This is a genomic window from Arthrobacter sp. P2b (assembly GCF_900168295.1).
Classification (GTDB): Bacteria; Actinomycetota; Actinomycetes; order Actinomycetales; family Micrococcaceae; genus Arthrobacter.
The window spans coordinates 31251-42492 of sequence record NZ_FVZL01000025.1 but is presented as its reverse complement, the minus strand read 5'-3'; the positions used below and the strand labels follow the sequence as shown (position 1 = coordinate 42492).

The 11242-nt window shown below is 66.9% G+C and carries 12 protein-coding genes; 1 reads left to right on the top strand and 11 read right to left on the bottom strand.

Going from position 1 to position 11242, the window contains the following annotated elements; genetic code table 11:
* The coding region (locus tag B5520_RS21280; RefSeq protein WP_139386289.1) for a phage holin family protein at positions 1-248 on the bottom strand (248 nt) is incomplete at its 3' end.
* A 17-nt stretch (positions 249-265) separates the two neighbouring features.
* Positions 266-1135 (bottom strand): hypothetical protein, encoded by an 870-nt coding sequence (locus tag B5520_RS21275; protein ID WP_079599061.1) that lies wholly within the window; start codon positions 1133-1135, stop codon positions 266-268.
* Between the two features lie 262 nt (positions 1136-1397).
* On the opposite strand from B5520_RS21275, the gene B5520_RS21270 reads away from it, so the two are divergent.
* Entirely contained in the window at positions 1398-1946 is a 549-nt protein-coding gene (locus B5520_RS21270) for a MarR family winged helix-turn-helix transcriptional regulator (RefSeq protein WP_079599060.1), read from the top strand.
* Between the two features lie 84 nt (positions 1947-2030).
* On the opposite strand, the gene B5520_RS21265 is transcribed toward B5520_RS21270, so the two are convergent.
* The 9 genes from B5520_RS21265 to B5520_RS21225 all read right to left on the bottom strand — a co-directional run bounded on the left by B5520_RS21265 (position 2031) and on the right by B5520_RS21225 (position 11234).
* On the bottom strand, positions 2031-2315 hold the full coding sequence (locus tag B5520_RS21265; RefSeq protein WP_079599059.1) for a hypothetical protein: 285 nt from the start codon (positions 2313-2315) through the stop codon (positions 2031-2033).
* Positions 2316-2369: 54 nt separating this feature from the next.
* A complete protein-coding gene (locus tag B5520_RS21260) occupies positions 2370-3509 on the bottom strand; it encodes a baeRF2 domain-containing protein (RefSeq protein ID WP_079599058.1) in 1140 nt (379 codons plus the stop codon).
* Positions 3506-3721 (bottom strand): hypothetical protein, encoded by a 216-nt coding sequence (locus B5520_RS21255; protein WP_079599057.1) that lies wholly within the window; start codon positions 3719-3721, stop codon positions 3506-3508. Before B5520_RS21255 ends, B5520_RS21260 begins: the two co-directional genes overlap by 4 nt.
* Before the next feature lie 104 nt (positions 3722-3825).
* On the bottom strand, positions 3826-4161 hold the full coding sequence (locus tag B5520_RS21250) for a hypothetical protein (protein WP_079599056.1): 336 nt from the start codon (positions 4159-4161) through the stop codon (positions 3826-3828).
* Positions 4162-4211: 50 nt separating this feature from the next.
* Positions 4212-5468, bottom strand: coding sequence for a D-arabinono-1,4-lactone oxidase (locus tag B5520_RS21245; RefSeq protein ID WP_079599055.1), 1257 nt, complete (start codon positions 5466-5468; stop codon positions 4212-4214).
* A gap of 172 nt (positions 5469-5640) precedes the next feature.
* Entirely contained in the window at positions 5641-6531 is an 891-nt protein-coding gene (locus tag B5520_RS21240) for a pentapeptide repeat-containing protein (protein WP_079599054.1), read from the bottom strand.
* Positions 6532-6713: 182 nt separating this feature from the next.
* Entirely contained in the window at positions 6714-8450 is a 1737-nt protein-coding gene (locus tag B5520_RS21235) for an amidase (RefSeq protein WP_079599053.1), read from the bottom strand.
* Positions 8447-9541, bottom strand: a complete 1095-nt coding sequence (locus tag B5520_RS21230) for an agmatine deiminase family protein (protein WP_079599052.1) — start codon at positions 9539-9541, stop codon at positions 8447-8449. The genes B5520_RS21235 and B5520_RS21230 overlap by 4 nt, the downstream gene beginning before the upstream one ends.
* 40 nt (positions 9542-9581) lie before the next feature.
* A complete protein-coding gene (locus tag B5520_RS21225; protein WP_368483735.1) occupies positions 9582-11234 on the bottom strand; it encodes an amidohydrolase in 1653 nt (550 codons plus the stop codon).
* Positions 11235-11242 lie beyond the last annotated feature (8 nt).

The window sequence follows — 11242 nt, the reverse complement described above, 5'->3', positions numbered from 1 at the left end:
AGCGGCATCAGGGCGCCCAGGGCGAACATCAGCGCCAGGGACAGGAAGACCAGGACGAAGTGTCCGGCCACGCCGGCGCCGCCGAGCATCCCGGCACCCTTCCCGGCCTTGGTGGCAGACTGCTTGGCTTCGGCCTTGGCAAGCTCCACCTCCTGGCGCATCAGGGTGGACAGGTCCCGGGTCACATCACCCAGCAACTCACCCAGCGACGCGTTATCCGCCTTCTGATGCGCCTCACTCGGGGGCATCTCCGGAATCTGACTACTCACAGCTGGCGTCCTTCCGTTGACCGGTACGTGCCGTCTGCAGCGTGGTAGCTGCCGTCCTCATCGCGGTAGGGGTCATCCTCGAAGCGGAGGGGGGTATCTTCCGTAGTGCCGGAGGGCAGTGTCGAGGTGGAGACCGGCGTCCGGGAGCCCACTACCGGCTCCGTGAAGAGGTCGTCAGTGCCGGCGGCATAGACGGTCTCCTGCCGTAGCGGAGCAACCCCGGGCTGCACGGACCGCTGCGAGGGCGAGCCCTGGACCGAGGATTGGGACTCGGTGGCGCCTGCGGCAAGGCCACGGGTCAGGCGGCCGGCCAGCACGCCGGCTCCTGCTGCAAGGAGCAGGAAGGTGCCCGGGCGGTTGCGGGCGAAGCGCTGGACCTCGCCGAGCAGGTCGCCCGGCTGCTTGTTTTCAAGCCAGGAGGCAACGGTCTCGGTGCTGCTGGCGGCCTGCCGGATGAGGTCGCTGGCCACGCCCTGCTGCTCAGGAGCGTTAGCCATGCTCTGCAACTGGCTGGAAATGGTGCGAATACCCTCGGCCGCCTTCTGCTGCTGGGTGCCTGCCTGGCTGCTCAGCCCGGACTTCGCCTGGTTCAGCAGGTCCTGGGCGCTGGACTTCGCCTCGTACGCAACGTTGGCCGCTTCTTCCTTTGCCGTCTGGGCTACACCCTGGGCTGCCGATGCCGCCTGGCCGGCCACGTTCGAAGCTTCTTCCTTGGCCGCCTGGGTCTTTGACGTTCCGGATCCAGCCGGAACGGTTCCAGCCGGGGCGGCGGAGGTGGTGAAGCTCTGGTCAGGTCCTACCTCTGATGCGCCAAACGGGTCGGTCGCAGCGGTATTGGGGGTCTGGGGCCATTGGTTCTCTGTCATCGGGCTCTCTTTCCATGAAGGGTTAGCTGGCGATCAAGAACCAGCAGTGCTGGCGGTTAGTAAGCAAGGTTACTAATTAGATACTAAGCACACTTTCCTTTTGATGCGCAAGGGGCAAGTGAAGATGTCCGCCCTGTTCAGGCACCGTTGCGGCGATGGATAGTAAGCCTACTTGCGAATATGATGCTAAGCATGCTTATTGTAGGTAGGTAGCAACGGAGGCAACCCCCGCACTTTTCCACCTACAGGAAGGCCGCGGCCGATGACCAGCAATCCCGATCCGGATGCCCGGAACAGCTACCGCCTCATCACCCTGGCGGCGCGCCTGGTTCAACGGCGCCAGGATGACGCGTTGGCCCACCTGGGCCTGACGAGGGCTGCCGTGATCGCCCTGGAAGGATTGGCTGCCGGACCGCTGAACCAGGAGCAGTTGGCGGAAGCAGTCCGCGTCCAAAGCCAGACGCTGGGCCGGGTACTCACGCGGCTGGAAGCTTCGGGGCATATCACCCGGACCCGGCACGCCGCAGACCGCCGGCAATTGAAAGTGGAGCTGACAGACCATGGGCACGCAGCCCTCGAGGCCGCCCGGGCGGCCGAAATCAATGCCTATCCGGATGATCCCGGCATTGCCTGGAAGGTGCTGCGGGAGGAACTGTCGAAATTCGTCAAGGCGCTGCCGGCGGGCCACGATCCTGAAGTTGTACCGTTTGTGGCGCCCGAACACCGTTCTGTGCGCCGTCAGCACACGGGCCGCGGCGGCCGGCGCGCACCGGATCAGCATCAGGACTGGGACCAGGATTCCCAGTCCTGAATAGAACGCAGTGGTTAAACGCCGATGGTTGAGCCTGTCGAAACCCGGCTCGGTTTCGATAGGCTCAACCACGGTTTCGAGGGTCTATCCCTGGCCTTCCTGATTTTCCCCGAGCAGGCCGCGCTGGGCGAGATCGGCCTCTTCTGATGCCTCCGGGGGCAGTGGGTCGGTGGCCGGCGGAACGTCGCCAGGCGCGTAGTCGGCAAGGCCGGCTGCTACCCGCTCCTGCTCGGCTGCCGCCTGATAAACGTCGTCGTCGACATCTTCGGGCATTTTTCCATGGCCCGTCCGGGTGGGCTGGGGGAGTGCGTCCTCCTCCGGGATGATCACTCCCGGTACGGCGTCAGGGTTTTCATTTGCTGTAGTCACGATTTCACCTTCCGATCAGTAACTTTCACGCGTGGCAAAGCGAAGCGAAGTTGCTCACGACGACGCAGGCGCGGCTGGTCCCGTGGGCCAGCGAAGCAGGGCGGCAACGTCCACGCCCTCCGGCAGGACAGGGCCGGGAACCAACAGCACGCGTGCATCCGTCAGGGCGGCCGCCCGCAGCAGTGCTGCAGGTGCCGGAACCTTGCCCAGGACGTTTGCCGCCAGGGACTCTTCCTCGGCGGTGGCGATCCACGGTTCTGAGTCGAGGGCCAGCAGGGTCCGCTCGGTCAGGGCTGCGTCATTCAGGATCAGCACGTCCACCTGTGCCTGCTGGAGCGCATGCACAACGGCGCCGATTCCGGTGGCGGACTCGGGGTTGGCCTGCCCCTCCTGCATGGCCAGCCGGTCCATGACCTCCTGCTGCTCTGCTGCCCAGAGTTCGGCGACCCGCTGGTTGACCTGGTCATCAAGGAGGGCGTCATCGGCACCCTGCGTGTGGGTGTGCGAGTCAACCACCGATACCAGGTCCTGGCTGGCCTTCGAGAGCTGCTCCTGGACCAGGCCGCGCGCCCGGATATCCCCGGCCAGGACAATCAGCCGGGCACCACTCTCGGCCACCACCCGGTCAATTTCACCGGCAACCTCGTCCGCGTTCCGTCGCCAGACATCCTCGGTGTGGTGCTGGAACCGCAGGTGCGCCCAGCCCCCGCCCTGGAACTTGCTCAGATGCTCGGTTTCGCCCTGGACTTCCCGGGTGCTGTCAGGAGCACCGGCACCTGCGTGGTACAGCCTAATTTCGCCGTGCTCCCGGCTGACCTCCGCAACAACATAGGGAAGGTCTTCGGGCCGGTGTTTCACCAGCGGTAACAGGTCAGGGATGGGGTCCACCGAAATCCGCTCCGGCAGTACCCGGTCTCCCGCGAGGACTTCATTGATCTCCGCCTTGCCCTGATGGACCAGGACGAACCTTGAGACCGGGGCGGGAATCCCGGCTTCGGGCTGGAGTGACTGTTCCACCGCGTCAAGGTCAGCAGCGGACGCTCCCTGGGCCTCCAGCTGGGCGCGTGCGTTGCCTGGGCGGACGTCGGCCGCTTCGAGGGTGTCCACTGTCCCGGTGCCGGCATCCACGTAGGCCGTGCACCAGGGGCCGGGCAGCTTGTACAGATCCGCGTATTCCTTCAGGCTGCCGGTCACTGTTCCCCCTCCTCATCGTCGAGGGGGTCCGGTGATGCCACGGGATTCAGGGCCTCGCGGACCTCATTGGGATCCGTGTCGTCCGGGAACGGCTCGGTCTCCCGCCATTCCTCCGCGTGTGCCGGCTGGTTGCCGCGGACCACCCCTTGGGTTTCGTGCTGCATCTGGTCATCCAGCTCGGAGTTGTGCTTGGTGTTGCCTCGTTCAGCCATGACGATCTCCTTCGCGCGTGATTAGTATCACAGGCTTACTAGTTCGTCATTTCACCGTAGCACCAAGATGCAGGGGGCTAAAGAGGGAATTTCGGGGGCAGTTCCTATGCCGAGCAGGCGTCCCTCAAGGCCTTGACCGAGCCTTCCGGCACCTGGTCTCCGGCCGCCGCAATCTCGCCCAACGGCGTCGTGATTTCCGTGGGGACACCCGCTGTCCTGGCGGCGGAAACCAAACCTGCCAGCACCTGCTTGTCCTCCACGCTGACCAGGCCATCATCGATGACGGTACAGATTTGCCGCTTCACTTCGTCGGCGGCAGCGGTGGCGACTTTGGACGCAGCATCGCTTGCTGCGTTGCTTGCTGCTTCCTCCACGGCACCGCAGCCGGCAAGCAGCAGCATCAGGGGGACGGCGGACAGGGCGGCAAGGCGGCGTTTCATCTGTCCAGCCTAACCCTTGGTGCGCCGGGGGACCGGCGCGGGTGAACGGCTCAGCGGGCGCTGGAGGCGGGTACGCCCAGGATGCTGTCCAGCAGCGCGTTGCGGAATTTGCCGTCGGGATCGTGGGCCGACGCGAGGGAACGGAAGGCTGCGAAGCGGGGATAGAGCTGCTCCCAGTCGTGGCCCTCCGGTGAGAACAGCTTCCCCCAGTGTGGCCTGGCGCCGAAGGGCCGCAGCAGGTCCTCGAGCTCCGGCAGGACGGCCTCGACGTCCGGCTGCAGCGGCTTCCACGTGAAGTGCAGCGCCACGCTCTGCTGCCGGTAGAAGGGGCTGAGCCAGAACTCGTCCGCGGCGCCCGTGCGGATCTCTGAAACGAACAGCAGGGGCGCCAGCCTGTCGGCGATGCTGCGCACGGCCTCTATTGCGGCCGGCGCGTGCTCCAGCGGCAGGATGAACTCACTTTGCAGCTCCTCGCCCTTGCTCGGGGTGAACTCGTGGCGGAAGTGCGGCAGTCGGTCGAGCCACAGGCCGGGCTCGTCCATCTGGAGCGTGCAGTTCTCGGCTGACATGTCCGGCAGCGGATGCCGGGGAGTGAGGGCGGCGGTGGCGCCGAACAGGTCCGCCAGCGCGGGCTCTTCATCCAATGCCTTGAACCAGGCCTGGCTAATGGATTGCCCGGAGTAGTTGGTAAAGAGGCTCACGCTGTAGGCGCCGGACACGAGGTCATTGAAGTTTTCCAGGGCACGGTCCCACGGCAGATCGACCAGAACCCGCTGGCGCATCCGGAAGCTGGGGCGGACTGCGAGTTCCAGGCCGGTGACGATGCCCAGGGCACCCACGCCCACCACGCTTGCCAGGAACTCGTCCCCGTCCGCGCGGGACAACCGCACCTGTTCGCCCGAGGGCCTCACCAGTTCGATGGCTTCGACGGCGCCCGCCAGCGACTGGTTGTCCACGCCGGAGCCGTGCGTGCCGGTCTGCACTGCCCCGGCCACCGAGATGTGTGGCAGCGAGGCAAGGTTGTGGATTGCTGCGCCGGACTGCTCCAGGGTGCGGCACAGGGCACCGTAGCTCACGCCGCCGCTGACCCGGACCGTCCCCTTGGCTGAATCGAGGTCGATCTGCTGCGGCAGGGCATCCAGCAGGATGTGCACGCCGTCGGTATCCCCCACCCGGTTGAAGGAGTGCCGGGAGCCCAGCGCCTTCACGCGCGATGAGCGGGCCACCACCTCGGCGAGCTCAGCCACGGACTCCGGCCGCCGGACGTCAGCTGACGCGTATTCAAGGTTTCCTGCCCAGTTCTTCATTCGGTCGGCTTTCCGCTTGGGGTCGAATTGGCTCCCCTTACTGTCAGCGCTAACAAATGCGCTGTCAAGGCGAGCCCGGGACTGGAACGGGATCACGTACCTCTGACCAGTAGTTTCTCGTCGGGTTTTGTGAGGGAGCGGCCAGTACCCGGCAGGGTACTGGCCGCTCATGCTAGTGCTTTTGCTCCGGGCCCGGCGCGTCCTTCCTGGCCCAGTGCCCGGGGCGGGAAAGCATGCGCGGCAGCCGCGTGGCCCAGGTGCCCCGGGCTGAATTGACCTGCGCCTGGGTGAGGAAGAGCGCGCCGGAGAGGTCGGCGCCGTCGAGCCTGGCATCGCGGAGGTCGGCACCCAGCAGGTCCACGCCCGTGAGGTCCGCGCCCCGCAGGTCGGCGGCGATGAGGCAGGCGCCGCGGAGGTCTGCCCCGCACAACTGCCCGCCGCGGAAGTTGGCACCTACCAGGTCTGCACCGGGCCGCAGACCTGTGCCAGTGCTGTCTTCCCCGCCGAAATAGCCGGCCCGGACCTCCTCGCTGACCTCGCGCAATATCCCGCCGGTGCGCTGATGGAGGGACTCGAGGTCAAGGTCCAGCAGGTCCTCCACGGGGCCGTCGGCCGCGGCCTGGAGGATGGACCGCAGCCGGTGGACCTCGTCCGCGAAGTCCGGGCTGAATGTCCGTGCCTCAGCCTCGGCAAGGTGCCAGAGCATTTCGTGCAGCTGCTTCATGGTTTTGAAGGAAGCGAACATGGCCTGCTTGGACTCCGGCGCCTCCAGCCAGCTGATGCCGTTGAACAGGCGCTGGCTGACCGCCTGGCCGGCACCGAAGCAGTCAAAGACAGTACAGCCGCGGAAGCCCCTGGGCAGGAGCCGGTCATGGATGGTGCAGGAAAAGTCCGTGGCCAGGTTGGGGCACGGTGCGGCGGGCGGCTTGTCGATGGCGAAGTCGGCCGAGCGGGTAAATCCGAAGGCGGTGCAGCAGAGCGCGAAGCAGCTGGAGCAGTCAGGGCGCAGCGCATCCTGTTCGAGGATGGGTGCAGCTGTGCCGGGGGTTGAGTGGGCGTTCATGGGGTCTCCCGAAAGTGGTTCCGATGCTGGTGCGGGGAGGAGGGGAACCCGTGGTCGGGTTCCCCTCCTGGGCACGCGGAATCACCGCTCCGCTGGGGAGCGACGGGAACTGCGGAAGGCTGTGGGTCACAGGCAGGATATGAAAGTCACTGCCACCAGCGTAGCCTCTTGCGCAGCCGCCGTCAGGCCTCTTCAGCCTCTTCCGGGGACGTGGTGCGGGGCGGCGGGACACGGCGCGTGCCGGTGGCCTCAAAGGCTGCGGCCAGCTGCAGCAGATCGGTATCGCTGTAGGCCCTGCCGGCCAGGGTGAGGCCCACGGGCATGGCGATGTCCGCTGCCATTCCCAGGGGAACGGTGACGGTGGGGATGCCCAGGTGACGGGGAACCAGGTTCCCGTTCGCCACCCATACCCCGTTGCGCCACGCGAGGTCGGCGGATGCCTCGTTGCGGTCGGCGTCGGCGGGTGCCACATCGGCTACCGCCGGGAACACAACAGCGTCCAGGCCCAGGCCGTCCATCCACTCTTCGAGGTCCACGCGGCGGGTTTCTTCAAGTCCGTTGAGCCCGGCATTGAGATGCGGGATGTCCGTCAGAGACGGAACCCCCTCCCTCCGGATCCAGGCGGGATAGTCGCTGATGTCGTCGTCGAACCCGTGATAGCGGTCCGGCAGCGATCCGTCCGGCGCGGGGAAGATCGCGGCGCCGTCGACGTCGGCCAGGCTGCTGAGGTGCGGATCCCCGTTGGCGTCGAGGAAGTCGTTCCATGCCCAGGCTGACAGGTCCACGATTTCGCGGCGCAAGTACTCCGGCGGGACCAGGCCGCGGGTGGCGATGGTGGGCGCGCCGGGACGGTCGCCTTCGTAGTTCGAGACCACCGGGAAATCCACCTCGATGACCTCTGCGCCGGCGGCTTCAAGGTCCTGCCTTGCCGCGTTCCACAGCCCGATGATGGAGTCGCGCGTCTGGATGCGCTGCCCGGTGGGTCCGCCGATGCCGGGACTGCTTGCCGTGCCGGCATCCGGGTCCGCGTTGATATACATCCGCGGAACACCCACGCGTTTGCCGGCCAGCACGCGGACAGCCGCGGCCCGGTCCGGAACCGCCAGTTCCACGTAGGAGTCAGGTCGGATTTCGGATGCCTTGGGGAGCGGGACCCAGGGCTGGACGCGCCAGAAGTCGCCGCGGGTTTCGGCGTCGTCCGCCACCACCACGTCCAGGACTTCCAGCATGTCGTCCATCGTCCGGGTGTGCGGAACCACCACGTCCATGGTGGGGACCAGCGGCCAGTTGCCGCGGACGGAGATCACGCCCCGTGACGGGGTGTAGGCGCAGAGGGCATTGTTCGACGCCGGCGCACGGCCGGATGACCAGGTTTCCTCCGCGAGGCCGAAGGCTGCGAAGCTGGCCGCGGTGGCTGTTCCGGACCCGTTCGAGGACCCTGAGGCGAAGGCGGCCGTGAGGTAGTCCGCGTTGTAGGGGCTTTCCGCCCGGCCGTATACCCCGCGCTGCATGCCGCCGTTGGCCATGGGCGGCATGTTGGTCAGTCCGATGAGGACAGCGCCTCCGGCCCGCAGCCGTTCGATGGTGAAGGCGTCCTTCTGCGCCACGAGGTCCTTGAAGGCGGGGGACCCGGCGGCGACCGTCAGGCCCTTTACCTGGTAGCTGTCCTTGGCCGTGTACGGGATGCCGTCCAGCGGTCCCAGGATGCCGCCCCTGGCCCGGCGCTCATCCGATGCCCTGGCTTCGGCCAGCGCTTCCGGGTTCATCACCACAAGCGCGTTCAGGCATATGCCTGATGAGTCATACTTCTCGACCCGCTGCAGGTAGAGGCGCACCAGCTCCTCGCTGGTCACCTCACCTGCCTCAAGGGCTGCACGAAGCTGGGCGATGCCTGCTTCCACGATATTGAACGGGCTCACGCCGGAGCTCCCTTCGGTGCGGGCGCGGGCTGCTGCTGGGTGATGCAGTGGATGCCGCCGCCGAAGGCGAAGATGTCGCGGGCGTCCACCAGCTCTACGGTCCGTCCCGGATAGGCGCGTTCCAGGATGCCGGCGGCGATGGCGTCGTTGGGGTCGTCGAAAGCGCACAGCACCACCGCGTTGTTCGCCACGTAGTGGTTGATGTAGGACCAGTCCACGAAGCCTTCCTCGTCCTGCAGGACGGTGGGTGCGGGGACGTCGATGATCCGCAGGGGATGGCCCTTGGCATCCACCTCGCCGACAAGTACGGAGCGGAGTTCGAGGTAGACCTCATAGTCCGGGTGGGCGGGGTCATCCTGGCGGTGCAGCAGGACGGTGCCCGGGCCGGCGAAGGCGGCCACGATGTCAACGTGCCCGCGTGTTCCGAACTCGTCGTAGTCCCTCGTCAGGCCCCGCGGCAGCCAGATGGCCTTGGTGGTGCCCAGGGCTGCGTGGATTTCTGCTTCAACCGACTCTTTGGTGGCTCTGGGGTTGCGTCCTGGATCCAGCTGGACCGTCTCGGTGAGCAGGACGGTGCCCTCGCCGTCCACATGGAAGCCGCCGCCTTCATTGACCAGTGAACTGGGCCGCACCGGAACCCCGGCCTCCGCCGATACTGCCCGGGCCACCTCCTGGTCATTGCCCCAGGCGGCCCACTCCTGCGCACCCCAGCCGTTGAAGATCCAGTCGACGGCGGCCAGCGAGCCGTCCGGCCGGTGGATGAACGTGGGTCCACTGTCACGCAGCCAGGCGTCGTCCAGCGGGACTTCCACCACGGTGATCCCGTCACCCAGCCACTCCCGTGCGGCGGTGGCATCGCGCGGATCGGCCAGGACGGTGACCGGCTCGTAGCGGGCGATGGTGCGGGCTACGTTAGTCCAGACGGCCCGGGCGCGGTCGAGCGTGGGGCTGCCCACTTCGCCGAAGGTTTCGTTAGGCGGCGGAAAAGCCATCCAGGTGCCGTCATGGGCTTCCCATTCGGCAGGCATGGAGCCGGTGGCAGCCGGATCGAAAGCCGTTGCGGCCTCTGCGGGGGCGGGGGCTGGTTTCATCTGTCTTCCTATGTTCTTTCTGGTTGTTTCCGGCTGCGCTTTATGCGGCTGCGGTGCGGCGGGACGCTGCGGCCGTGCCGGCGTCGTACGCTGTTGTGCCGCCCACTACGGTGAGCCGGGCGTGGTTGGTGAGCAGTTGTGAGGGGTCTGCCTGGAGCGGGTTGGTGTCCAGGACGGTGAAGTCGGCAAGGTAGCCGGCCGCGATCCGGCCCTGCTGCTCCTCGGCCCTGCAGGAGAAGGCGGCGTCGCGCGTGGCATGGCACAACGCGTCAGCAAGCTCCATGGCATAGTCCGGCAGGTTCGCTTCAAGGGTGGAGTCCAGTGCCGAACGCCGGGTGGAGGCGACGTACATGTTGGGCAGCGGCTGGTGCGGGGCAGTGGGTGCATCGGTGCTGAATGCAAGGGTTGCGCCGGCTGCCGTGAATTCCGTCCAGGGAAAAGCCCGCTCGATGCGGTGGTCGCCAAGGACGTTCCGCCAGTTGTCCTGGATGGCCGGGTCCGCGTGGACCGGCTGCATGGAGGCCACCACCCCGAGGGCGGCCAGCCGCTTCACGTTGGCCTCGGTGACCGTTTCCAGGTGCTCAATGCGGTGCCTCCGGTCCCGCGGACCGTTCCGGAGGTACGCCTCCTCGAGGGCGTCCAGCGCGATGTCGGACGCCTCGTCACCGATGGCGTGCAGGGCTATCATTAGGCCCGCGGCGTCCGCTGCTGCCACCACGGGGGTCAGGGATTCCCGGTCCCAGATGGGTTCGCAGGTGCTGCCGTCGGCGTACGGTTCCTTCATCGCGGCGGTGCAGCTGTCAATGACGCCGTCCACCATCAGCTTGATGCCGCAGATCTGCAGCCACCCGCCGTCGAGCTCGGCGGTGAGCCATGCTGCCTTCGCCACCTGCGCCAGGTTGTCGGCCTCGGACTCGTGGCGCTCCACCAGGAGGTGTCCCTTGACCCTGATGGGCAGGGTGCCGCCGCGGCGTTCCATGGCGCGGCGGAAGGCGGCAAGGTCATCGTCCTGCACGGCCATGTCCACTGCCCCGGTGACACCCACGGCAAGGTAGTTCGCGAAGGCCTCTTCCAGCTGGGCGTCGCGGTCCTCGTCCGTGAGGTAGCCGGCCAGGGCGGGCCAGACGATCTGCTGGACTGCGGTCTCGTACAGCATGCCGTCGGCCTTCCCGGTGGCCGGGTCGCGGCCGATCCGGCCGCCGATGGGGTCCGGAGTATTGTCATCGATCCCCAGTTCGGCCAGGGCTGCGCTGTTGACCCAGACCGAGTGCAGGTCGTTGGCATCGAGGTAGACGGGACGGTCCGGCACGGCTTCGTCCAGCAGCTCCCGGGTGGGGTGCTGGCCGTCCAGGGAACTGTAAAGCCATCCTGCGCCCAGGATCCGGGGCGCATCGCCGGCGGCAGCGGCTTCGCGGAGGCGGCGCTGCAGATCTTTTGGATCCGCGGGCTCGCGGAGGGGGACCTTCTTCAGGGCCTGGCCCATCATCAGCAGGTGCGTGTGGGCATCGATGAAGCCGGGCAGGACAAAGCCGCTGGCAAGGTCCACTTCAACGGCTTTTTCGCCGGCGGCTTTCCGGGCATCGGCTGCATTGCCGACGTAGAGGAACCGGGTGCCCTCCACCACGAAGGCCTCCGCAAGGGAGCCGTCGGCGGTGAAGACGGTGGCGTTGGTGTAGAGCGTGCGTGCAGGCAAGGGAGTGC

What these genes read in the sequence shown, in the direction of transcription:
- B5520_RS21230 (WP_079599052.1), bottom strand. Translation starts at nt 9,541, where the DNA reads ATGAAACCAGCCCCCGCCCCCGCAGAGGCCGCAACGGCTTTCGATCCG.
- B5520_RS21275 (WP_079599061.1), bottom strand. Translation starts at nt 1,135, where the DNA reads ATGACAGAGAACCAATGGCCCCAGACCCCCAATACCGCTGCGACCGAC.
- B5520_RS21240 (WP_079599054.1), bottom strand. Translation starts at nt 6,531, where the DNA reads ATGAACGCCCACTCAACCCCCGGCACAGCTGCACCCATCCTCGAACAG.
- B5520_RS21245 (WP_079599055.1), bottom strand. Translation starts at nt 5,468, where the DNA reads ATGAAGAACTGGGCAGGAAACCTTGAATACGCGTCAGCTGACGTCCGG.
- B5520_RS21250 (WP_079599056.1), bottom strand. Translation starts at nt 4,161, where the DNA reads ATGAAACGCCGCCTTGCCGCCCTGTCCGCCGTCCCCCTGATGCTGCTG.
- B5520_RS21270 (WP_079599060.1), top strand. Translation starts at nt 1,398, where the DNA reads ATGACCAGCAATCCCGATCCGGATGCCCGGAACAGCTACCGCCTCATC.
- B5520_RS21255 (WP_079599057.1), bottom strand. Translation starts at nt 3,721, where the DNA reads ATGGCTGAACGAGGCAACACCAAGCACAACTCCGAGCTGGATGACCAG.